Origin of the sequence: Niabella drilacis (assembly GCF_900101395.1) — a bacterium.
In the GTDB taxonomy this organism is placed as follows: domain Bacteria; phylum Bacteroidota; class Bacteroidia; order Chitinophagales; family Chitinophagaceae; genus Niabella; species Niabella drilacis.
The window spans coordinates 46,510-72,432 of the sequence record NZ_FMZO01000021.1 but is presented as its reverse complement, the minus strand read 5'-3'; the positions used below and the strand labels follow the sequence as shown (position 1 = coordinate 72,432).

13 protein-coding genes are annotated in these 25,923 nt (G+C 49.9%); all 13 read left to right on the top strand.

Annotation, left to right across the window (positions count from 1 at the left end; all coding sequences use genetic code 11):
* Positions 1-276 precede the first annotated feature (276 nt).
* The gene (locus BLS44_RS23375; RefSeq protein WP_143019904.1) at positions 277-861 is read left to right on the top strand and encodes a sigma-70 family RNA polymerase sigma factor; all 585 of its coding nucleotides are present in this window, start codon (positions 277-279) and stop codon (positions 859-861) included.
* A 75-nt stretch (positions 862-936) separates the two neighbouring features.
* A complete protein-coding gene (locus tag BLS44_RS23370) occupies positions 937-2,169 on the top strand; it encodes a FecR family protein (protein ID WP_090393001.1) in 1,233 nt (410 codons plus the stop codon).
* A gap of 220 nt (positions 2,170-2,389) precedes the next feature.
* Positions 2,390-5,749 (top strand): SusC/RagA family TonB-linked outer membrane protein, encoded by a 3,360-nt coding sequence (locus BLS44_RS23365; RefSeq protein WP_176954532.1) that lies wholly within the window; start codon positions 2,390-2,392, stop codon positions 5,747-5,749.
* A 20-nt stretch (positions 5,750-5,769) separates the two neighbouring features.
* Positions 5,770-7,563, top strand: a complete 1,794-nt coding sequence (locus BLS44_RS23360; protein WP_090392998.1) for a RagB/SusD family nutrient uptake outer membrane protein — start codon at positions 5,770-5,772, stop codon at positions 7,561-7,563.
* Between the two features lie 88 nt (positions 7,564-7,651).
* Positions 7,652-9,940: a glycoside hydrolase family protein gene (locus tag BLS44_RS23355; protein WP_090392997.1), complete on the top strand. Its 2,289-nt coding sequence runs from the start codon at positions 7,652-7,654 to the stop codon at positions 9,938-9,940.
* Between the two features lie 189 nt (positions 9,941-10,129).
* Positions 10,130-10,954 (top strand): helix-turn-helix transcriptional regulator, encoded by an 825-nt coding sequence (locus BLS44_RS23350; RefSeq protein WP_090392996.1) that lies wholly within the window; start codon positions 10,130-10,132, stop codon positions 10,952-10,954.
* Between the two features lie 1,660 nt (positions 10,955-12,614).
* Positions 12,615-15,461 carry an alpha-amylase family protein gene (locus tag BLS44_RS23340; protein ID WP_090392992.1) on the top strand — a complete coding sequence of 949 codons (2,847 nt, stop codon included), beginning with the start codon at positions 12,615-12,617 and terminating at the stop codon, positions 15,459-15,461.
* 390 nt (positions 15,462-15,851) lie between these two features.
* Complete coding sequence (locus BLS44_RS23330; RefSeq protein WP_090392988.1) at positions 15,852-17,273, top strand: alpha-L-fucosidase; 1,422 nt, start codon at positions 15,852-15,854, stop codon at positions 17,271-17,273.
* 75 nt (positions 17,274-17,348) lie between these two features.
* Entirely contained in the window at positions 17,349-19,670 is a 2,322-nt protein-coding gene (locus BLS44_RS23325; protein ID WP_090392986.1) for a glycosyl hydrolase family 95 catalytic domain-containing protein, read from the top strand.
* Positions 19,671-19,705: 35 nt separating this feature from the next.
* Positions 19,706-23,092, top strand: a complete 3,387-nt coding sequence (locus tag BLS44_RS23320; protein WP_090392984.1) for an endo-alpha-N-acetylgalactosaminidase family protein — start codon at positions 19,706-19,708, stop codon at positions 23,090-23,092.
* A gap of 556 nt (positions 23,093-23,648) precedes the next feature.
* Positions 23,649-23,855 (top strand): hypothetical protein, encoded by a 207-nt coding sequence (locus BLS44_RS23310; protein WP_143019903.1) that lies wholly within the window; start codon positions 23,649-23,651, stop codon positions 23,853-23,855.
* Positions 23,856-24,030: 175 nt separating this feature from the next.
* Positions 24,031-24,510: a pyridoxamine 5'-phosphate oxidase family protein gene (locus BLS44_RS23305; RefSeq protein ID WP_090392978.1), complete on the top strand. Its 480-nt coding sequence runs from the start codon at positions 24,031-24,033 to the stop codon at positions 24,508-24,510.
* Between the two features lie 70 nt (positions 24,511-24,580).
* Entirely contained in the window at positions 24,581-25,891 is a 1,311-nt protein-coding gene (locus BLS44_RS23300; RefSeq protein ID WP_176954531.1) for a L,D-transpeptidase family protein, read from the top strand.
* Positions 25,892-25,923 lie beyond the last annotated feature (32 nt).

Genomic DNA, 25,923 nt, shown 5'->3' with positions numbered 1-25,923 from the left:
CATTTCATTGTTAGGACCAGGCTCCGGATGGAGCCCCGTGTTCAGGCCGTAACGCGCAAGGCGCAGCTGCATCAGGCTGATTTTAACCTGACGCATCTGCGAAGCTTCGGGAAGGGAGCGAAAAAGTGGGAATAAAGATCCCGGTATCAAAAGGGGGCGGCATGGTCAATGGTCGATAGACCGCGGAGTAGCAAAACCTCTCCCTGCTGAAACAAACACAGGAGCATTTTCGCCGTGTATTCCGTAAGTTTACATTTTTGTAAAAGGACAATTATTTTGGCACAGCATAGTACGGGGCCCGCTTTAATGGCAGAGGCAATAGCTCCGGAGGAATGGTCGGTTGCCGTATTTGAGCAACTTTTTTTGGAAATGTACCCGGCGCTGCACCGCCTGTCCCTTCGTATAACGGGGCAGGAGGATGAGGCGCATGATATGGTATTGGATGTATTTCTTAAATTATGGGAGGAGCGGGGCAGTTTACCCCCCGTTGCCAATATCCGGGGATACCTTTACAGCTCGGTAAGGAACCGCTCGCTCAACTATCTCAGGAAGCGGGACCGGTCCCTGGCAGCAGCGCTGCCCCCGGAGGAGGTGGTTGTTCCCTATGACGATTCACTCAAAATGGTGCTGGACGCGGAAACCATGCGGTTGCTGGCCAAAGCGATCGAAACCCTGCCACCGGAATGCGGAAAAGTAGTGCGCCTGGGGCTGGAGGGCTATTCTACCGGCGAAATCGCAGCGCAGCTGGGCATCTCTGCCCCCGCCGTGAGCCAGCAAAAAAGCAGGGCCGTTAAGTTGTTGCGCAAACAGCTGGATGTCCGGCTGTTTCTTATTGTTTGCTTCCTGCTGCGTATCATGTAATATTCCCGGATTTTTTTTTGCGGGCAGCTTAATTTTTACAGCTCCCGGTTGTCTTTATATAAAATAATCCTTTGCATGCCGTATTATAACGATGATATGCCCGGAAACAGGATGAATATGCTGTTGCAGGTGGCACAGCTGGCTGCAAAGGCCCGGCTGGGGGAACTGACGGCTGAGGAAGCCGCCTCCCTGCAATCCTGGCTGCAGGAGGATAAACGTCATGAGGGCTGGTGGCGCAGCCTGCAGAACGATCCTTATTTCCTGCCGGAGCTGGAGGCCTATGAAAGATCCCGTAAAGGTGCACCCGTGGCATTGGAAGCATTGCGTAAAAAACTGGGCGCACAGGGGAGACCTGTGACCATACCTCCCCGGCGCCGTATGTACCAGTGGGTACGGGCTGCCTGCATAGCCGGTTTACTGCTGCTGGCGGGCTTTTGGGCATGGAGGCAATGGAAGCCGGTGGCACCCAGGCATGTCGTAAAAAATGAAGAAGTACCCGCCCCGCAAATGAACCGTGCTATGATCACATTGGCAGATGGCACAAAAGTGTACCTGGATCGTGCCCGTAGCGGCCAGCTGGCCTTACAGGGCGGTATAAAAGTGGTAAAACTTGCCGATGGGCAGATCGCGTACCTGAACCCGGGTGAAGCTTCATTGAAGAATGAGGTCTGGAACACGCTTACCAACCCCCGGGGAAGTACGGCGATCAATATGCAACTGGCCGACGGGTCGCATGTGTGGCTGAACGCGGGAAGCGCTATCCGTTATCCTGTGGCTTTTGTTGGCAATGAACGAAGAGTGGAACTAAGTGGTGAAGGCTATTTTGAGGTAACGAAGGATCCTTCCAAAAAGTTTATGGTTGCTGCTAATGGAATGAGTACGGAAGTGTTGGGCACGCATTTTAATATTAATGCCTACGGGGATGAGCCCAGAACTACGGTAACGCTCCTCGAAGGATCGGTAAAAGTAAGTCAGCCCCGGGGGCAGCCCGTGGTGATCAGACCCGGGCAGGAGGTTTCCGGAACTACAGGAGGAGGAAGCCCCTTAACAGTGTCTGCCGCAGATATGGATAAGGTGGTTTCCTGGAGATCCGGCCTTTTTAACTTCAACGGGGTTTTTCTAAAAGAGGCCATGCGGCAGCTGGAGCGCTGGTATGATATCGATGTGACCTACCAGCCGGGGGTACAGGATGTGGAGCTAATGGGGAAAATGACAAAAGGGGTAACATTGAACGGCCTGATGATCGTACTGCGCCAGTTAGGGGTCCATTACCGGCTGGAAGGACGGAACCTGGTTGTAATGCCATAGTATATGATTGTATCGCATAGGCCCCCGGGGCAGGAGAAAATATTCGCTTAAAAAAAGCCGTTACGGAGGCACCCGGAACGGCTGTGAGTTTAAGTTGAATCAAAAACGTTTCTGTACCATTTCTTAACAACTAAATCAATTGCAATTTATGCAAAAAAAGCCGTATTGGCTGTTTATTAGTCCCCCAGAAAAATCAGAACTTCGGCAAATTTTTCGCATCATGAAATTAACCGCGTTTTTATTAACGTTTGCTTTGATACACGCGTACGCAACCGGGCGTGCGCAAACCGTTACCCTGTCCGGCAAGGAGCTCGGTCTTTCGCAGCTTTTTAAGGTTATCGAAAAGCAGACAGGCTATGTGGTACTGGGAAAGAAAAGTGCTTATGCAAGGGCAAAAAAGGTTTCCGTTGCAGCGGTAAACATGCCGCTCCGTAATCTGCTGGATCTTATCATGAAGGATCAGCCGCTCCAGTACATTATACAGGATAGAACGATTGTGCTGGCGGAAAAACAGCAGCAATTACCCGCAATGATGCCGGAGACAGCCCCGGCTGCCGTTCTGCTGACCGGTATGGTGGTGGATGAATCCGGGAGCCCGGTTGCGGGTGTTTCGGTGCTGATCAGGGGGACCGGTACGGGTACGGCAACAAAGGCAGACGGAAGTTTTTCCCTGCGATCTTCAAAGACCTCAGGTATCCTGGTGCTCACATCGGTAGGGTATGAAAAAAAAGAGATCGCGTTTTCAGGGGAATCCAATCTGAAGGTTGTTTTAAAACAGGCAGCGGTCAGCGAGGAAGATGTGGTGATCAACGTTGGTTACAGCACGCAACGGAAAGCCCTGGTTACGGGTGCTGTTGCGTCTATGAAAATGGATGAAGACCGCAGGAATGCCCCTACCTCTTCCCTGGGTAACCTGCTTGCAGGCCAGATGGCTGGGGTAAATATCAGCACACCGCAGGGATTGGCCGGCTCCAACCCCGGTATCAGTATCCGCCAGGGTACCTCCTGGAACAGCCAGGATGTGCTTTTTGTAATAGACGGAAGGATCAGCAACAGGAATGATTTTAACACCTTAAGTCCAAACGATATTGATGAAATATCTGTTTTGAAGGACGCTTCTTCGGCAGCGGCATATGGGTCCAGGGCCGCAGGTGGTGTCATATTGGTTACTACCCGCCGCGGCAGTAGCGGAAAGGCGGTTATCAACTATGCCTTTAATACCGGCGTGGATAAGAGGGGCAAAAATGCGCCAATGACCAGCGCCATCCAGTTGGGAGAGCTCTTTAACCGGTACAACCCTAATTCGACCAACCGGTGGAGTGCGGACGATTTTGAATATTTTAAGAACATCAATAACGGGTATGGGTATGCTCCGATTAACTATGTATTCAGGGATGCAAAAACCACTGTACATAACCTGAGCGCTTCAGGGGGATCTGAAAAAGTAAAATATTTTATCGGCGGGTCCTATGTAAAGCAGACACCTCCCATGCTGGGATCGTCCTATAACCGGTATAATTTCCGGACGAATGTAACAGCGGACATTACAGAGAGATTGCAGGCGTTTGCCAATGTCTCTTTATACAGCCAGGCAAGCCTTTCGACAACATTTGAATCGCCCAACGATCTGTACCGGAAAAATCTTATCTGGCAGCCGGAGCAGCCTACCTGGACGGAAGGGGGGCTCCCCATTCAACAGGCCTGGCCGGCAAATGTAGGCGCCATGCAACGGGGAGACGGAGGGTATAATAAGAACAATGTATGGAGCCCGGTAGCCAACCTGAAACTGAGTTATAAAATTCCCGGGATTCGGGGACTATCCGCTGCTGCGCAGTTTAATACTTCGTTTAGCTTCAACCGTTCAAAAACATATGCAATACGTTATCCGATTTATATTACAAAAACAAACGGCATTCATCAGATCAGCACTAAGGATGCCGACATTGTCAATACGCAATTGTCGACCCAGGTATCAAAAAACAGGTTGGAGGAAAATTATAGCTGGAGCAACGACCGCCAGTTAAATTACCAGCTGGCCTACGATCACCTGTTTAACAACCGCCATCATGTAAGCGGATTAATGCTTTATGAACAGTATAACTACCAGTCCGGCGGTATCGGCGCCGGGCGCGATAATTTTCCCTACTATACCACGGATCAATGGTGGGCTACCAGCGGTGACCGGCTTAATGGATATACAAGTGGTGCTACTAACAATCCAACAGGCAGAAAGTCCTGGGTAGGGCAGGCTACCTATGACTATGAAGGCAAATACCTGGCAAAATTTTCTTACCGCTATGACGGCTCTATGAATTTTGCACCGGATAAACGATGGGGCTTCTTCCCCTCCGGGCAGGTTGGATGGGTACTGTCTAAAGAACACTTTATGAAAAACAGCACAGGGATTGATTTCCTTAAGCTGAGAGGCTCCGTAGGACTTACAGGTAATGACGCAGTGGGCGGATGGCAGTGGCAGGAATCCTATCAATCATCCGGCAATGCCTATTTTGGTACCAACCAGGAAACCAACGCGGGCATTAACTATGGCCCGGTGGTAAACCCCAATCTTACCTGGGAAAAAAGCCTGATGTACAATGCCGGACTGGATATTAATTTCCTGAAAAAATTTAATGCAACGGTAGAGTATTATTTTGTAAAGACCTATGATATCCTGGGGCAGCGGATCGCTTCCGTTCCGCCTACTTTCAGCCGGAGCCTTCCCAGTGCCAACTATGGACAGGTAAACGGGCAGGGGGTGGAGCTGAACCTGGGCTACCGGGATAAGGCAGGAGCAGTCAGATACTACATCAATGCCAACGCCAGCTACAGCGGATCCAGGTATGTGGTCAGAGATGAAAATATAACCTACCCGTATCAGAAATCTGTAGGGCAATCGGCCAGCCGTTTAGTGACCCGTGTGGCAACCGGGATGCTGCGCACCCAGGCAGATGTAGACGCATTATTAGCCGCCAATCCCAGGTATAAATATTATGGAATAGCGCCGGTGCCCGGGCAATTGGTTTACCAGGACATCAGCGGGCCTGATGGTAAACCCGATGGCCTGATTGATGACTATGATCAGATGGTTGTTAAGAAAAATAATGACCCGGTATTCCTGGGGATAAATTTTGGCGCTGAATGGAAAGGACTCTCCATCGATCTGTCCTTTACCGGGAAAGTTCACCAGTGGAGTTATATAAACAATCTCTGGGGTGGAGTAGATTATCAACGGATGTGGGTGAGCTGGTATACCGACTCCTGGACGCCAAGCAATACCGGAGCATCGTTGCCCTGGCGTTATTCCAACGACGATGGCACCAAAAGAGTAACAAATAATCCCAGCAGTTTCTGGTTGAAAAATTCAGGTTTTGTACGGCTGAGATATGTAAACCTGGCCTATTCCATACCAGAACGGTATGTCCGGAAAATAGGGTTGTCAAATTTTAAATTGTTCTTCAGCGGTACCAATCTTTTCATCATCAGCAGGTTCAATAAATTGTATTACGATCCTGAAATAGGTGATCCGCTCAATTTTCCTGTTAACAGGAGTTTCAACTTCGGCATTAATGTATCCCTGTAACCTGTCTTCAAACAATTGTTATGCGATTATCTCAAAAACGCTTCCTGCTTTTTATTTGTACCGCTATAGTCATGACCATGACCCGTTGCAAAAAGGGCCTGGATTTTAATAACCTGAGCAACCTGAACCCTGACCTGGTATGGACCGATTCCACGATGATCAAATCCTTTCTGAGCTCTGTTTACAGCGGTCTGATGCCGGGATGGCCGGTGACGGGCGCCAACTCAGATGAGGCCATCAACAAGCCCAAGAATATGAACGATTACCTGCGGGGGATCATCTCAGTTTCTACTACTACTTCCTCCCTCGACTATAACTATATAGACCGGCTCAATTATTTCCTGGATAAGCTGTCTGTTACACCGGATGCGGTATTGGCCACATCCACCAATCTCCGGCTCACCGGCGAGGCAAAGTTCTGGAGGGCCTGGGCCTACTGGAGAATGGTCAATGAAATTGGTGGCGTTCCGCTGATCTTACATACCCAGCAAACTGAAGATGCTTCCGCCTTGTTTGTGCCCCGTAATAAAACTTCCGAATGTATTGCGCAAATGGTAAGGGATCTGGATAGTGCGGCCCTGCTGCTGCCAGGGGTGTATCCCAATGCGGCAAGTGACTACGGACGGATCACAAAAGTAGCAGCAATGGCCTTTAAGGGGCGGGTATTGCTCAACTATGCCAGTCCCCGTTTTAACCCCGATAATGATGCTGCCCGGTGGCAGAATGCCTATAACGCTACAAAGGCGGCAGTGGATTATGGGATCAGCCAGGGGCATGGCCTTTATCCCAATTACCGGGATATCTGGTATAAGGAGCGGAACCAGGAAGTGATTATGGTAAACCAGTATTTTTATCCCAATCATCCTACCGATTTTGGCTTCATTCAACCCCTGAGCTATAATAATAATCAACCGTTGCTTTCACTATTATTGGCCTATCCAAAAAAGGATGGCACTCCGATGCAGTTCGACAAAGATCAATTAGCCAACCCGGTATATAATACGCAATTCCTGACTGATTTTTATATGAACAGGGATGATCGCTTCAATTATACCATTTTCTGTGGAGGCAATCCTTATGTTATGGAGCTTGCTCCTCCCTATGTAAAAGGGCAGGGCTTTTGGGTACTCTGGAAGTATGATGCCACCAATAAGCAGTATATGAATATTATGAAGACCGTTCATCCGGGACTTGATGGGATTTTGACCTCAACCGGTTTCTACGAAGTGAAAGGGATGGATACAACGGTTACCCGAACTACGGGAACCCAGGCCCAAACGGATTGGCCCGAGATCCGTTTTGCCGAATTACTGATGAATTACGGTGAATGTGCCAATGAACTTGGGAAAAGTAACGAAGCCTTACAGGTTTTATACCAGGTACGTAAAAGAGCGGGAATTGCAGCGGGCGCGTCCGAAACCTATGGTATTGCGGCCGCGTCGCAGGAGCAGATCCGGCAGGCATACATCGCTGAACGGTTTGTTGAATTTGCCTTTGAAAATATGCGCTTCAATGACCTGCGGCGCTGGAAGCGGTTTGATATACTGAACAGCCAGGGTGCCCGGCACGGATTGTTTATAACGATAAAAGAAGGAGAACCGATGGTAACGCCAAATGACGTAATGACCACTCCCTCGGTAAGAGCAAAATTCACTGCAAACTATATTGACAACCTGGACGGAGACCCGGCCTACAAATATAATCTGGATCTCAATCATTGGTTTAACGCATTACCGGCCAACCAGATCTCGCAGTCAAAGAATGTATTGACCCAGAATAAAGAGTGGGGTGGCACTTTTGATCCGCTGCAATAATTTCCATATTCTCGGCGCTGTTATCCAAAAAAATCACAGGCTGCTTCTGTCTCGAAAAGCGCTCGTTTATCATTTAATAATTAGAAATATGAAGAATATAACTTGTTTATACTTTTTTGCTGTATTAATTTTTGTTAGCGGCCCTTCTGTAAGTGGAGCGGGCCGGTATAGCCCCTCGCAATCGATCCGGCCGGTTGTTCACTACTATAAGGGAACCAGTATTGTCCGTACGCTCGGGCTGGACTTTAAGAATAATAGTAAAGTATCGGATGCTTCAGGAAGCGACTGGATACTGAATGTGGAGGAAACCCCGGTAACGGGACAGTCCGATGCCCGCGATTATCAATTGACCTGGACATTGTCCGGCGGCCAGGTAAAGGAAGCTGCAGTTGGCGTCAATTTCCCTTTTGACGATTGGTCTGTAAACAATTTTGTGCTGGTGCCATCGGCCGTGTATAATGGGAACCGGTTTGAAGTAAAGAACGCCAGTTATCCTCCCTATTGGTATAACAGGGACGAATGGCGGTTGGATATGCCTACAACGACAACGGTGCTTCCCAGCTTGAGTAAATACGAAAATTACAGCAAGATAGAAATGACGACAGGAAGCGCGTCTACTCCGTTGATGGCCTTTTATGCCCCCGAAAAGAAAATGGGATGGATCGTTCTTACCACACAGGGGAATCAATTAGGAGACCATGGGATGTTTATTGAAGAAGACAAGTCACTGTCAAAAGCTGTTTTTTCAATTACCTCACCGGCGGTTCGTATAAAAAGGACGATTATCGGTTCAGGGTTCACTAATTCCGGAGATAAGGCCGCCGAATGGAATACAGGCGATAAGGCATCGATCCGGTTTAGAGTATATACGTTCCCTGTTTCTTCTATACAGGGATTATATAAACGGTTTTTAGAGGTAAGAAAAGATTTGAATAAAGCAACGAGACGCGAAGAATTGCCTTTTAGCGCAACCTGGAACATCATGAATGATCTTTTACAGCAGGACCGTTGGGATAGTTCTATTAATATGTATTGTCTGAGTAAGCCGGGAACGGGCAGTACCTGGAATTATATCTGGCAATTAGGTTGGTGCGGCGGAGGGCAGGTGACGCTTCCTCTATTTATGCAGGGGACAGGTAATGTAAGGGAACGGGTATTGAAAAACCTGGATGTTGTATTTTCCAGGTCCCAGGCTCCTTCCGGATTGTTTAATGCATACGGAAACGGGACTCAGTTTGCCAGCTTTGGTTTCGGCTCCGCATTTAAAAATAATGAAACCTTTATACGCTCGCAGGGAGACTGGCTTTATATGGCGCAGCGGCAATTTAGGGAAATTGAGGCTGCAGGGGAATCGATTCCGGCTCATTGGGCGTCAGGATTAAAAAAGCAGGCCGATCGTTTTGTAAGTATCTGGAAAAAATACAGGCAATTCGGGCAGTTCGCCGATGTAATAACAGGTGATATCTGTATCGGGGGATCAACGGCCGGAGCGATTGTTCCCGGCGGGTTGGCATTGGCTTCGCAGACCTATCGGAATCAGGAGTTCTTAAGAGTAGCGCAAGCGTCCTGTAGGAAATATTATCAGGACTATGTATTGAAAGGATATACTACAGGAGGACCAGGTGAAATTCTTTCAGCACCCGATAGCGAGTCTGCTTTCGCTTTATTTGAATCGTTTATGACGCTCTATGAGGTAACCGGTAGTAAAGAATGGCTGAGGTATGCTTCCGACCTATTGCCCATCTGCGCCAGTTGGACGGTCTCCTACGATTTTAGGTTTCCTGAAAATTCAGCGATGGGAAAAATAGGGGCACGTTCATGCGGTGCGGTATGGGCAAGTGTAGCAAATAAACATGGCGCTCCGGGTATCTGTACATGGTCGGGTGATTCCTTTCTTAAATATTATCGGGCAACCGGTGATGAGCGGGCAGCAGAATTGATTGCCGATATTGCTCATGGGTTTCCCCAGTATATCAGCCGGGCGGATCGTCCCGTGGGGAAAATGCCTCCCGGAGGTGTTTGTGAGCGGGTTAATTTGAGTGACTGGGAAGGGAAGAATAATATAGGGGGCAATATTTTTGCCAGTTGTTCATGGGTCGAAACAGCGGCATTATTGACGGTAACACAATTACCCGGGCTATATGTACAACCGGACAAGCGTCATTTTATTGTATTTGACAACATCGCAGTAACACCGCTTTCATCGGGTAAAGAACCATTAAGATTACGGTTACATAATCCCACCCAATTTCCTGCCGAAGTCAAAGTGTACACTGAATCATCAAAAGAGGCCCGCAAGGTCCAGTTCGCCATTCAATCGGATAAAACAAAATTAGTTTATTTGAATCCCGGAGCGTCTAAGGAATTGTCATTTTGATATAAGCCGTTATTCAGGGGCTCCGGATTTCAGAAGCTACAGCGGATCCCCGGAGTAGGTTCGCGCTACCGCCCGGGGCGGTAGCGCCGGAATCTGCAATGACACGTTTCAGATTAAATTTTATAGTGATGGAGATTGTAAGTACACGACCTTTTTTTTTCTGACCCATTTGTTCACGATTTGCAAAAAATGCGTGAGAAAGAAACGCATCAGAAGTTTGCAGGCCACCCGGATTTTGAAATAACGTTGATCGAAAATTGCAGGGGGAAGCGTTTTGTTGGAGCGCATACAGAAATTTTTAACGATACGGAGCTGGTCCTGCTGAGCGGGCATCTTCCGCATAGCTGGCAATTTTACAAGACCATCGGTCCGGAAACGCAGGCCCATGCGACCACCGTGCATTTTGCGCCGGATTTTTTAGGGAAGGATTTCCTGGAGAAGCCCGAGGCAAGGCTCCTTACCGGGTTGTTTACGAATGCGGCCCGGGGTATACGTTTTTACGGAAAAACGATTGCAGATGCAAAAGCATTGCTCCTGGCCATGGTGTTTGAAGAAGAACTTGCCAGGCTGGGACTGCTGTTGCAGTTATTAGAAGTGCTGGCCCTGTCAGGATCTTATAACCTGCTGAACCCCGCCGGTTTTAACATCTTAAAGAAAGCGGGGGAAGTGGAGATTATGAACCGGGTCCTGACCTACATCCGTCACCATTTCCGGCAGCCGGTTTCGCTGCAGGAGATCGCGGACCTTGTGCCGATGTCAGCGCCTGCGTTTTGCCGTTTTTTTAAAGCAAAAACGGGGAAAACGGTTACTGGAATGGTTAAGGAACTGCGCATCAGTTATGCAGCAAGGCTGTTGCTGGAGGGCCGGCTGAATGTGTCGGAAACCTGTTATCAATGCGGGTATAGCAGTCTTTCCAACTTTACTATACATTTCAGGGAACTACGGGGGATGACACCGCAGGAATTTTTGGAGCGGTATTTTGTGGCAGCCTGTGCGCCCGGGATACTGGTGTGAGATGTGGGATTTGCAAATTTGAAGCCCGATGGTTCGTATATACGTCAGGGTAATCGGTAAACCCGGATGGGGTTATGCCCGGGTAGCCGGGGGTGTAACCGCCGGTTTATTGGCGATTGATTTGCATTGAACCCCGGCGGGGTTCAACCAGAATCCTGATCATTGCCCCCGCGTTTCACGCGCGGTTCATCCAATACAACCCCTTAGGGGTTTATCATGGCAGCAGCCCGGGAATTTTTGGAGCGGTATTTTGTGGCGGCCTGTGCGCCCGGGATACTGATGTGAGATGGGGTATTTGCAAATTTGAAGCCCAATGGTTCGCATATGCATCAGGGTAATCGGTAAAACCCCGGATGGGGTTATGGCCGGGTAGCCGGGGGGGTAACCGCCGGTCTATTGGCGATTGGTTTGTATTGAACCCCGGCGGGGTTCAAGCAGGATGCTGATCATTGCCCCCGCGTTTCACGCGCGGTTCATCCAATACAACCCCTAAGGGGTTTATCATGGCAGCAGCCCGGGAATTTTTGGAGCGGTATTTTATGGCAGCCTGTGCGCCCGGGATACTGGTGTGAGATGGGGGATTTGAAAATTTGAAGCTCAATGGTTCGTATATGCATCAGGGTAATCGGTAAACCCCGGATGGGGTTATGGCCGGGTAGCCGGGGGTGTAACCGCCGGTCTATTGGCGATTGGTTTGTATTGAACCCCGGCCGGGTTCAAGCAGGATGCTGATCATTCACCCCGCGTTTCACGCGCGGTTCATCCAATACAACCCCTAAGGGGTTTATCATGGCAGCAGCCCGGGAATTTTTGGAGCGGTATTTTGTGGCAGCCTATAAGCCCGGGATACTGTTGTGAGACAGTGTGTGGGATTTGCAAATTTGAAGCTCAATGGTTCGTATATGCATCAGGGTAATCGGTAAACCCCGGGTGGGGTTATGGCCGGGTAGCCGGGGGTGTAACCGCCGGTTTATTGGCGATTGATTTGTATTGAACCCTGGCCGGGGTTCAAGCAGGATGCTGATCATTCACCCCGCGTTTCGCGCCCGGTTAATCCAATACAACGCCTTAGAGGTTTATCGTTACAGCCCCCGTAGGGGCAACGTGTTTATAGAAGCATTTCATTGTTAGGACCAGGCTCCGGATGGAGCCCCGTGTTCAGGCCGTAACGCGCAAGGCGCAGCTGCATCAGGCTGATTTTAACCTGACGCAGCTGCGAAGCTTCGGGAAGGGAGTGAAAAAGTGGGGATAAAGATCCCGGTATCAAAAGGGGGCGGCCCCTGGAGGGGTTGCCCTTTAATAACCGGCGGTTCGTTTGGGATAGAGAGGCATTGAACCCCGGCCGGGGTTCAACAGGCATCGTTGAACCAGGAACCCGGAACAAAAAAAGCAGGCATCTGCATAAGGCGGATCCGGATATACGGAATGACGTTAAAAAATGTAATCGATTACTTTTTTACAGAGAAGAGTCGTATCATTGTAATACCATTGGTATTGCTTTTATACAGGTCCATGATGGAAAAAGTTTGCTTTGTGAATTCCCGTATACCTGGCAGGAGAAACAGCCATAAGCGTATGCGGCAGGGTGCTGCATTGCCTGTAAGCATATTTGTGGGAGGACGACCGTAATATTAGTAAAAAATAGCAGTAAAATAAAGAAATGAATTATTTAAAAAAGCAGTTCTGTATCCTGGGCTTATTAAGCTGGATGAGCCAGGTACAATTGGGGCACTGCCAGCAGCAGGTTCCATTATATGATAAAGCAAAGATAAGCGTTGCCGGGGACTGGCTGTTGGGGAACCCGAAGGCAAAAGCCGGCCTTTTCAAAACCAGGGAGGGATACCTCGTCTTCTCCAATGGATTGGTCAGCCGTACCTTTACCACCTCCCCGAATACAGCCACCATCGGGCTGGATGAGCTTAGGGGGAATACGGCTTTCCTGCGGTCTGTTCGCCCGGAAGCCGGTATAACGATTGATGGGTTTACATTTGACGTTGGTGGATTGGAGGGGCAGAAAGTGCATAATTATTTGCTGAAAGAGTGGATCCCCGGTTTAAAGGCCAACCCCATGGCTTTTAAAATGCAGGACTATAAAATAGATGATACCAAACCCCGGTTTGCCTGGAAAAAAAGACCGGGCTGGATGCCAAAGGATATGCCCTGGCCGGCTCCCGGCAAAGAGCTGACATTTACCTATAAGCTGGATCAGCAGGCTATTGATGCATTGGCTGCAAAGAGCAAAAGAGACGTCAACAGGATCCTGCTGCTGGAAGATAGATTCCAAAACCTGAGCCCGGACTGGAAACTTACTGTTTCAAAATCGCATGAGCGCAATTCCTTTATCAATGAAGGAAAGGCCGGCGAGATCATGGCCCTGGAAAATGCGGCTGTATATGCGGAAAGAACGATTCCGGCAGAAACACAGGTGCTGGTGGCCAAAGTGAACAAAGGCACCGACCAGGCAAATGACTGGGGATTAGGTTTGGGAGTAACGCTGACCACCGGCAGTACCCGGCTCTACCTGCGGGCGGGCGAGGGAAAAGTGGTCTTCTTTGATGGCAGACAAAACAACGGAACACTGAACGTGGGCAAAGCTAACCAGGTATGGTTCCGGTATGAAATGCAGGAGCACCGGTTGCTTGCCCAGGCATCCTTAGACGGGCAGCAATGGAGCACGGTAGGCACCCTGCCGGTGAAGCCGGGCGAAAAGATACAGCGGGCCCGGGTAGGAAAAATGGACCCCAACGGAGGAGGTAAAGATGGACCGCCCTCCGCTAAAGAGGGACGGTCCAAAGTGGAAGGCTTTTGGGCCTATGGCGACCTGCCGGCCCAGTTTGCCGGCGATCTGTCCGGCAAGCTTGCTTATATGAAAAACGTGACGGTGCAGGTGCATTATGAGCTTTACGATGACCTGCCGGTTTTTAGCAAGTGGATCACCGTACAGAACCAGTCGGGCCGCGATATTGTTGTCAATGCATTTAAGAGTGAGCAGCTTGCCGTTTTTGAACCCGAGAGCGCTGTGGATGAGCGGCACCACTGGTTACTGCCCAATATCACCCTGGAAACGGATTATAATTTTGGCGGAATGAGCGAGGATAATCTCTATGCTTCCAGCCTCGAATGGAAAAAGGACCCGCTTTATACAACGCAGGTAAATTATGAGCGGGAAACGCCCTGCCTGCTGGAGGTAGCACCCAAAAAAGGACCGGAGCAAAGCATTGCATCCGGTAGCGCATTTGCGAGCTACCGGGTTTGGGAATTGCTGAACGATAGCTGGGAACGGGAACGCAAAAGCCTGGGCTACCGGAAAATGATGCGCGCAATGGCACCCTGGGCAACGGAAAACCCCGTTTTGATGCATGTAAGGAGCTCGGACAACGCATCTGTTAAAAAAGCAATAGACCAGGCCGCGGAAGTGGGTTTTGAAATGGTGATCATGACCTTTTGGTCCGGCTTCAATGCCGAAGATGATTCGCCGGAGAATATCCGGCGGATGAAAGAACTGGCGGATTATGCCCATAGTAAGGGTATTGAACTGGGAGGATACTCACTGCTGGCCAGCCGGCATATCGATGCCAAAAATGATGTGGTGCTGCCGGAGGGCATGCGCCCGCGATTTGGAAATTCACCCTGCATTGAAAGTGAATGGGGGCAGGCCTATTTTAAAAAGCTTTACAAGCTGTATGATCAATCCGGGCTGGGTGTATTTGAGCACGACGGCTCTTACCCCGGGGATTGGTGCTATGCAACGGATCACCCCGGTCATCACGGCGAAAAGGATTCGCAGTGGAACCAGTTCAGGCGCGTGACGGATTTTTACAAATGGTGCCGTGAAAAAGGGATCTACCTGAATATTCCGGATATGTATTTCTTAAATGGCGGAAATAAAGTAGGTATGGGTTACCGTGAAGCCAACTGGTCCCTGCCGAGAGCACAGCAGGAGATCATCGAAAGGCAAAATATTTTTGACGGAACCTGGACAAAAGCCCCTTCCATGGGCTGGATGTTTGTGCCCCTGGTAGAATACCAGGGTGGAGGTAAAGAAGCAACCATAGAACCCCTGAAGGATCATCTGCCGCATTATGAGCAACGCCTGGCTAACTTATTTGGAGCGGGCGTGCAGGCCTGTTACCGTGGTCCGCAGCTTTACGATGCACCGGAAACAAAAAGCATGGTGGCAAAATGGGTGAACTTTTACAAGAAGCACCGCGAAGTACTGGATGGGGATATTATCCATATCAGGCGGCCGGACGGGATGGATTACGATGCCATCCTGCACGTTAATCCCTCCGGGACCGAAAAGGGATTGCTGATGGTTTATAACCCCCTCGATGAGGCCATAACACGAAAAATCAGGGTCAATTTATATTATACGGGGCTGAAGGGAAAGGTACAGGTAGTGGAGCAGGACAGGACGCGTAAAACGCTCTTTTTAAATGCGGCCTCGGAGGCGGTCTTTGAAGTCCGCATCCCGGCAAAAAGTCAAACCTGGTTTGTTATCAAATAAAGAGGGCGCTCCTGTGCGGACCCGTTTCTTTTTGCATGAAAGGCTGTTTGCAATAAGACAGGAGCTGCCGGGCAATGGCTGCGATGATGTGGCAGGGGGAGCTGGCGCAAAAACGCCTGGTCCCGTTTTTGAAACAGGAACAGCCAGCCGTGAACAGGTAAGAAAACATCGGTTTTTATCAATCCGGGGCATGTATAATGAACCGGGATAAGATAATTTTACTGCCGGTTAGAATCCGTTCAAAGTTTCAGGTCAGATTCGTGTTCTACCCCTCAAAGATCACGGATGGGTTCCTGGTTTAACGTGGTGGAACATTGTTGAATGTGGTTTAATATCATTTAAGGGGCGCTGATAACTGAGGACTGGCCGCTTCATTTTAAAACAAAACAGATGTATTATATTAAATTCCTGGTCTTATTCCTTTTCCCGATGGGCCTTGCCGCTCAGACTGGTTCTCCGGCGGTAAAAAAAACTGTAAAACCGCCGGCGCCTTTCCTGCCGGTTCCCAACCCGGCCCAGCTCCGGTGGCATAAGGCAGAGTATATCATGTTTGCGCATTTCGGCATGAAAACGTTTTACCCGAGTGATGATCATATGGGGTATGGCGACGAGGATCCGGACCGGTTTAACCCCGTTCATTTTGATGCAACCCAATGGGTAAAGGCAGCCAGGGCCGGGGGCTTTAAAGGGATCGTGCTCACAACCAAACATCACGATGGCTTTTGTAACTGGCCAACCGCAACCACCGGTCACAGTGTGGCTGCCAGCAAATGGCGCGGTGGAAAGGGCGATGTGGTGCGCGACCTGGCCAGTGCCTGCAGGAAAGGGAACGTATATTTTGGGTTGTATGTGTCCATTATTGATAAACATTTTGAAAAATACGGTTCTCCCAATCATAAAAGCTATGGCGATTTCTATTTTGACCAGATCAAAGAGCTGAGTACAAAATATGGGCGGGTAGATGAATACTGGTTTGATGGTTTTAATGCTGATAACCTGAAGATGGATTACCCCCGGATCGGGAAGATGATCGCCCAAACCCAGCCAGCTGCCGTTGTTTACGATTCAAAGATGCTGGTGGAAACGATCCCGGACCGCTGTATTGCCTGGCCGGGCAATCATGGCGGCATCCGCCCCGACCAGAACTACCGGCAGATGATCGGCGGGGTGATGCGCTGGTATCCCAATGAAGCTTCCATTATATTACAGGGCAATTGGTTTCACAACGGGAAGCCTTCCGTAAGTTTAAAGCAGATGCAGGATTATTACCTTACATCGGTGGGCTATGGGTCAACCCCTTTAATGAATATCAGCCCGAACGCGGATGGACGGATCGACGAAGCTACGATCGACACGCTCAAAAGATTCAAAGCCTGGGTGGATCAATTGCATAACAGTGATCCCGCAAAAAGGGGCCGGGCCACCGCTTCCGGCTACAGGGGGCGCAGCGCTGTGTATGCAGCCGGCAGGGTGAACGATGGTAAATACGATACCTATTTTGCAACGGACGACGGCGTAACCACTGCCCGCATTGAAATAGACCTGGGAAAACAAACAAAGATCGATGGATTTATACTCCAGGAATATATTCCTTTAGGACAACGGGTAGAGGATTATACCATCGAATGCCGTTCCGGTGGCAAATGGGTGGAAGTATTCTCCGGGAAAAAGATCGGCTACAAGCGGATCATTCTTTCCGGCAGGGCCAATGCAAAGGATATCCGTTTCCCGGATGCGGATGCCGTACGGTTAAAAATAAATAACGCGCTGGCCTGCCCGCTGATCAATAATTTCCAGGTGATCAGTTTGTAAGAAGCGGCCGGGACCCGGGCCGTATCAAAAGAATTGCCGGCCTTTTGAAACCACCGGTTAAAAATGAGAAAATAAATGAACCGTAAATACCTCTTCGGCCTGCTTTTTCTGGGACAGGGCTTGTTGCTGCAGGCGCAGAAAAATCTATTACAGGCAGATGCATCAAAAGATGCGCTTTTTTTTGAACAGAAGAAAGCCCTGCTTACAGCAACCTGGCACCAGCCCTTCAGCTACAGCAGTATCAAAAGCAATAGTGCTCCCTTAGGCCCCTATATGGGCAACGGCGATATAGGGGTGGTGGCGTTTACATCGGATAACAGCCAGACATTAAAGATCTCCAAAGTGGATTTTGTTACTGATGGCTGGACCGACTGGGCCGGCAGCGGACCCGCGGCGCTTCCGGTTGGGGGGGTAAGCATCACCGTAAATGCCCCGGTACGTTCCGGTTTTATTACCGTGAACCGGCCCGATGCTGCTGCGTTCAGCTACCAGATGGACCAATTGAACAGTGAGCTGCGGATGACCACCGCCACGGCCCCGCAGGTTAAAATGAAAAGCTGGATGAGCATGGAAGAGAATGTGATCATAACAGAGCTCACAACCGCCTCCCAGACACCGGTCCGTATTTCGGTAGACAGCTATGCTGACAGCCAGCCGGCTGCTTATGCGGTTACGGCGGCGGTGCAGGGCCCTGTTGCACAGGTTACCCGCCAGACAAAGACCGGTAACGTGCGCTGGATTTCCCATGCCGGCATCTCAACAAAAATAATAGGAGCAGCCTCCCGGCAGGAACGCCTTTCAGCGGCAATGGTCCGGTCGGTCTTCCAGCTGGGAGCTACGGATACGGTCCTCGTGGCCGTATATGTTTCGGGGGGTGGAAAAGAAAATGACCCGCAGCTGGCCGCAGCCCGCAAACGGCTCTCGGGATTGAATGAAGCCGGCGTATTGCAGCTGAAAGCAGCAAGAACAGCCTGGTGGAAAGATATGTGGACCCGCTCTTATGTAGAAACGAATGATTCATTACTGAACCGCCACTACCTCTCGTCCGTTTATTTGCTGGCCTCCGCCTATAATGCCCATTCACCGGTGTCGGGGGGAATGTACGGCGTGTGGAATATGGACGACCGGATGATGTATCATGGAGACATTCATCTCAACTACAACAGCCAGGCGGGGTTCTACAGTGCTTTCTCCGCCAACCGGCCGGAGATCGCATTGCCTTTTTATAAAACGATCGAATTGCTGATCCCCGAGGGGAAACGGCGGGCTAAAGAAGAAATGGGCATCATGCATCCCTCCTGGAAGGGAAGATCCTGCCGGGGATTGCTGTTTCCCGTAGGCGCATTGGGCATCGGCGTATTTTATAATTATTACTGGCAGCAAACGATGAATGCCCCGTTCAATGTGCCGTTGTTCAGCTGGTATTATGAATATACCGGGGACCTGGATTTTTTGCGCAGCAGGGCTTATCCCTATATCCGCTTCTGCGGCGATTTTTATGAAGATTACCTGCAGAAGGAAGCCTATGGCGGATCCTACCGGTATACCATCACAACGGGCGGACATGAAAGCTCATGGGATCTGAACCCCCCTTCGGACCTGGCCTTCGTGGAGCAAACGTTCAGCCTGCTGATGAAGTACAGCCGGCTGCTGGGCGTTGACAAACAGCGCCGGAAAAAATGGAATGATATTTTAACGCACTTATCAAAGTATAAGGTGATCATGCCGACAAAAACGCCCAACCAGGGACTGCCGGTGTATGCCAAGAATGAAGCAGGGTGGGATCTGCCGAACCACGTGATACAAATGCATTCCGTATATCCCTGCGAAGTGCTGCACCTCCGTTCCGATAGCGCTGCCCTGCAGATTGCCCGTAATACCCTGTATTATTATGAGGTTTCGCAAAAAGGATTCACCACTTCGATGAACGCGCTGGGCCTGAGCGCCTTTGTGATGTGGGCGCGTGCAGGACTGGACCCGGGTATTTTGAAGGAAAATATGAAGACCCTGATCAAAACGGCCGGGCCGAATTTCCTGATTGCCGACGGGCATCACTGTACCGAGAAGACCACAGTTATAGAAACCGTCAATTCGATGATGCTTCAAACAGCCGGGGATATCCTGTATCTTTTTCCCTGCTGGACAAAAACGCCGGCTTCGTTTACCCGGCTCAGGGCAAAGGGCGCCTTCCTTGTTTCTGCTGCCTATGACGGGGCCACCGTTTCCGGTTTGAAAATATTCAGCGAAAAAGGAGGCTCCTGCAGGCTGGATAACCCCTGGAAGGGGCGAAAAATGCAGGTGACAGAAAACGGCAGAACAGTACCGGTAAAAAGGGAAGGGGATGTTTATTCATTCACTGCAAAGAAAGGAAGTACTTATGAAATTACAGGCTCGTAAGCAAATGCACTATTTTGAAAAAACAACATCATACAATGGCTAAAGGGAGACAAGTTTTTTTGCTGATCGGACTGCTGGCGGGCATCCTGGTTTTGAATAACCGGGGGATGGCTCAGGATAAAATGCCCCTGCAGCAAAAGCTGGCAGGGCAGGCGGTCCGTTCCTCCGCCGGGGAAACATTAAAGGCGGCCAAAGGAGAGGATGTGCTTTTTATCATAGAGGGTTTGGAGGAACCGGCCGGCCGTTTGATGGCGGAATTTGATGTGGTACCGGAAAACTCCGGCTCAAAGTTCGGATTGATCACAGGCTACAACAGCCCGGGACAATGGAATTACATTGGGTGCAACCAAACGGCGGACATCCTGGGATATGCGCATTGGTTTGCAAAAAGCGGTAAAGAACAGAAGGAGATCGCTGTGGACATCGGGAAATTTTTTGCGGGTTACAGCAGGCATGTCATGATACAGCAGGAAGGACGCGTGGTTACCGTTTACCTGGATGGAGAAAAGATCGCCCGGCAGGAAGTGCCTTTTCTGCATGAGCATAAAGGGAAGCTGGGCTTCCGGGTTTTTGACGGCGGCGCGGTGCTGGTAAAGAATTTTAAACTGGGACCGGTTGCGCCGGCCGCCAGGTCCTTAAACAGGGCTTCAGGGATGCGCCTGGGATCGGGGTTTATGGACGTGCTGTTTTCCCAAAGCTACCCGGTGCCCTTTCAGTACCGGCTAAAGGCTACCGGCGCACAGGTAAGCGGGGCGCGCACCATCCCCAATGGGTTCCTGGTCAATGGCCGTTTTTACACCGCCCATACCCGCGTAAGTAAAAAGGCCGGCCAGGTCATTTACACTTCCGTGATCCCTGATCTTAAAACGGATATCACCACGGCCTTTAGCGTACAGGACAATGTGGTGCTGATGAAGGTATTGCAGATCAGCGAGCGGGGAACGGAAAAGGTGAAGACACTGGCCTTTCCCTATCAGGATGTGGTGACGCTTAAAAACGATGAACCGGGCGCTACATTGTCTGTAGCCCGGAATGTGATCAAAGATCTGTTCCTGCCGCTGGCAGAACGGGAACCCGGCCCTGCCGAAGATTATGGGGCCGTGGCCATCCTCAATAACAATCGGTTTGCGGTTTCTATAGAGAATAATGTGCCCTACAATGGAAAACAGGTAGCCTTCCGGACCTTTGAAGACAATGGGGAGCGGTTTACGGCTGTGTACAGCAATGAGTGGATCATCCGCGATGTAAGCGGGGCCCGCCTGCCCCTGCCGGAGATGAAGATCGTTTTTGCCGGGGATCTGAACCGGGATGAGAAAACAGACTGGCAGGATGCAGCGATAGCGCACGCAAAAGTATTTCCCGCCCCGCGGGGTGCAGCGCAGCTGCGTCAATCCTATGCCACCATTACCATGAATTTTGCCAGCGGGGCCCAGTATCCATTTCTCCGGCAGCTGGACAATATCAAAAAGTTCTATCTCGCCACAGATGGCTTTGGCCAGATGGTGGAATTGAAAGGATACCAGTCGGAAGGGCATGACAGCGGGCACCCGGATTATGCCGGGCATTATAATGAGCGTGCAGGAGGGCTTAAAGAACTTCAGCTGCTGACAAAACGGGCAAAGGACTATGGCGCCTATATCGGCCTGCACATCAACCACAGCGAAGCCTACCCCGAAGCAAGGGCTTACGATAACGATATTATAAGTGATCTGCCCGGCTGGAGCTGGCTGGACCAGGCCTACCTGATCAATAAGAAAAGAGATATCGAAAGGGGCAGCTTTGCGCAACGCATCCGGGAGCTGCGCCGCGATCTGCCTGATCTGGCGTTCCTGTACCTGGATACATACCGCGAACATAGCTCTATTGCAAAATATACCGCTGGTTTATTATCGGGGCTGGACCTGGCCATATGGACGGAGGACCAGGATGTGTTTTATAAAGAAGCTTCCTGGACGCACCACCCCTCCGATGCCAAAAGCATGATCTCCCGGTTTATCCAGCACCGGTACAGGGATGGTTATGCCCGGCACCCGTTGTTATTGGGAGGTTATGACCGGGGCGCCAGCATCGGTTTCATGGGCTGGCAGAAGGGACGTGATTTTAATAAGGTACTTCAGCTTTTCTTTACACAGCAATTGCCTTACCGCTTCCTGATGCAGCACCCGTTGCTGAAGTTAAGCGATACAGAAGCCGTGTTTGAAGGTGCGCTTGTATCTTCATCCGCTGGCGGGGTAAACTATATAAAACGGGATGGACACCTGGTTAAATCGGGTGATCTTGTCTTTATACCCTGGTTTTACAACGGGGTGGAAAAAATATATCATTATAATCCCGATGGGGGAAGATCGTCCTGGCAGCTTCCCCGCGAGTGGCGGGGCACGGCAAAGGTCCGGCTGTATAAGCTAACGGACCAGGGGCGTATATTCCTGGCAAACCTGCCGGTAAGCCGCTCGGGAGAGGTAGTGATCGATGCCGGGCCCAAACAGGGCTATGTTATTTATAAAAGTGAACCAACGCCGTTAAAAAGCGTAACCTGGGGCGAATATGGCCTTGTAAAGAATCCCGGTTTTGATAACCGGCTGGAAGGCTGGAGCCGGAAGGGCGGGGCGGTACAGGCGGTAACCACCGCCTACGGGCAAACGGTTGCAAGGCTGGAGGGAAACGGGAGCCTGAGCCAGCCGGTAGCATTAAAAAAAGGAAAGGACTATGTGTTGTCTGTATGGGTAGAGGTCAGCGGCCGGGGCAAGGCTTCTTTAACGATAGGGAGCCGCACTGTTTCCATCAATGAAAGCACGGTGCAGAACTTTACGGATAACTCTGACCGCTACGGGACCCGGTTCCAGTGCCTGAAGATCCCGTTCCGGTACGAAGGTGGGGCGGCCCTGGTGCAATTGGGATTTGAGCCGGGAACAGCCGATGCAAACGCGTCCTTTGATGATGTACGGCTGATCGGACACCCCCTCACCGGTAAGCCAGGCTACCTGGTTTATGAAGATTTTGAGCAGGTGGATGAAGGCTGGGGTCCTTTTATCGCCAGCAAACCCAGCGCTTATACAACGCATTTATCGGAAACGCATGCACCCTATACCGATGATACGATCGATGGCCGGTTCTCTTTAAAAACCTGGCGGGAGGGCAACGGGGAAGTTATGCGTACCTCACCGGCGCTGATCCGGTTTGAAGCCGGGAAGAAATACCGGGTCAGCCTGAAATATAAAGTGAGCGCTCCGTCGGTGTACCGCCTGGAACTGAAGTCAAAAAAAGCCGGGAAAACCCTTCAAAGTATTCCGTTGGATGAGCGGAATGTAAAAGAAACAGCGCTGGATTTTGAGAACGCGGATGCAGATGATACTTATCTCTGTGTTACCAAAAAAGGGGATGGCATATTGATATTGGATGATTTTGGAATCACCGGGTATTAAGTTGCTGCGATCAGGCGGGCGGCTGATCGTAGCGTTATTTTCTGAAACACAGGAAAGCCCTTCCTGAATCGTTTGCTCCGGGAAGGACGGCTGTTGTTATTGTTCAGGTATTGAATTTTGTTTTCTTTACAGGGATTAAATACATCCTTCAGCAGCAGTTGTTTCGCTGTTATCCGGTCCTTCAACAGGCTCATTGAACCTTCATTGCACGTGGTCGTCAATCACGGCACCCGGTTTGCTGTATTGAAGCGCTAAGCTAACCGTAAGATATAACCGTTTTCAATGAAGGGCATTAGCATCCTGCCTGATTTGCATCGGCCTCATACCGGTGGAGAGGTTGGGAATATCGTTCATCCACTCAAAGGAGCCGTAGGGTTAAAAGGCCGGTGGCGCCGCAGCGCGGCTAACCAAGTTATCAACAACCGTCAGTAGCGTACATGATGTTCATCATTGCTGTTCCCTTACCGGGGTGTATATATTTGACCTGCAGAAGTTACAGAATATGACAAGCATATTTGCCGTTTGTGCGGGCCCTTTGGGCAAATGTTCAGAATGTATGAAGGAGCATTACCCGATGATAGGGTTCCGCAAGCAACTGAGCATTCCGGCCTATAGCATCGTGTTGCCGTTACCCGGGGCAAAACACCGCTTATACGAATGCAGCAAAAATGTTGCAGTGGATGAGGGAGGATATAGCCCCATATGTGCCGGGTTAAACGAACCGGAAGCGCCGCACCGTATCGGGAACCTGTCGCAAAAATAATAGCATATTTACGTGGCGGGAAGATCGGCCTTTTTAAGCAGCTGGAAAAAAGTGTACTCCGCGAGCTGCCGGATCCTGCCAGAAAGAAGGGTTGCAAAAAGAATGACTGTGGCCTTTTAATGCAGCGGCTCTCCGGATAACAGTGCAACAGAACGCGCATTACAAAACAAAAGTCATGAACAATAATTTAACTGAAAGCGAGGCAGATGCTGTTTTACAGCACAACATAACCGGGCACCTTGGCTGCTGCTCGGACGGTGTACCGTACATTGTACCGTTATGTTATGCTTATGATGGCACCGCTATCTACGGTCGTACTTATGAAGGATTGAAGCTGCGTATCCTGCGTAGTAATCCCAATGTCTGTTTCCAGGTAGAGGAAATAAAGGATATGATCACATGGAAAAGTGTGATCTGCCAGGGTGTTTTTAAAGAACTTACGGGCGCAGAAGAGCGGAACAGGGCCCTTTTGGTTTTGCAGCAGCGCGTAACAGCCATGGTGAGCAGTGAAGCGCTGCGTCTTTCCCAGTACTGGCCCTTCTCATTAAAGGAAATGGATGAGGTAAAAGGAATACTTTTTCATATTACTATCAATTCAAAAACGGGACGTTATCATTATAAAAACCTGGAGCTGCCTGAAGATCTGTTTGGCTGAAAAGTATACAGGCGCTTTATGCAAAAATGACGGAATGCTGCATTGCCGGAAAAAATATGGCTGCGGTTGTTTGTTTGGAAAAACAACAAAACGGCTCTTCCTGGTTGTTTTGCTTTTATCCTGGGGCGGCTATATGCCGGTTCCTGCTCAACATATATCCCCGGAACCGGTTTTGCCCGTTCTGGTTGAAGTGTTTTACAAAAACCGGAAGGACGGATATATATGGATGGGCGCCGATACCCAGCGGGCCGGCCTGCGGATGCGGCTCATTCAATTACTGAATGAGCGATGTGCATTTCAGGGACTGGACAAAAGCAAATATCTGAAACTGCTGCCCAGGGATGCGTTTGGCATGGCTGCCGGCTCATCCGGTGAAGATAGCTCCCGGGTGAACGATTACCGGTATACCCATGCGGCATTGGAGTATCTCAATGACCTGTTCCAGGGCGACCCGGCCACACGCAAAACAGGAGACGATGCGCTTTCCCGAACGGTAAAGGAGGCAGATCAGCATTATCTTATAAATTTGCTTGCTGAAGTTAGTAAACCAAAGGACCTCGACGATCTTGTGAACCGGCTGGAACCCGCCACCAGCCAGTACCTGCTGCTTAAAAATGCATTGAAAGCTCAACTTGATTCAGGAAATGTTGTCCGGATCCGCCGGTTGTCTGAAACATTGAATAATTACCGGTGGATGTATCATTTTCATTTCCCGAAGTTTATTGTGGTAAATATTGCTGCTGCGGAGCTGAACTATTATGAACAGGACTCATTAAAATTAAATATGCGGGTGGTTGCCGGCAAACCCTCCACAAAGACACCGCGTTTTGCTGCTTACTGCGACCAGGTGATTCTGTATCCGTATTGGAATGTGCCAAAGAGTATTGCAGTAAATGAAATTCTTCCTTTTTGTAAAAAAAACACGGCCGTGCTGGATTTGCTGAGGATGCAGGTGTTGAACAGCAGGGGACAGGTTGTTAATCCGCGGAGCATCAACTGGAGCAAAATTACAAAGCAAAATTTTTCTTACCAGTTCCGGCAGGCTACAGGCCGTGATAACGCCTTAGGGGTAATAAAGTTTAATTTAACAAGCCCCTATAGTGTATACCTGCATGACACCAACCTGAAGGCGGCATTCAAATCGGAAAAAAGGTATTTGAGCCACGGATGTGTAAGGGTTGAAAAGCCGGTTGAGCTTGCTGATTATTTGCTGGAGGAGAAATTAGATGCATCTTTTTTAAATGCAAATAGTAAAGGACAAAAACCGGTTATAAAAACAGTACATGGTCCGGTACCGGTTTTTATCCTGTATATGACGGCGGATATAAAAGAAGGCTCGATGGTTCAGTATTTTGAAGATGTATATACCCTGGATCAATAATCTTTTCAAAAAATGAAACCGTACCGCCTTTT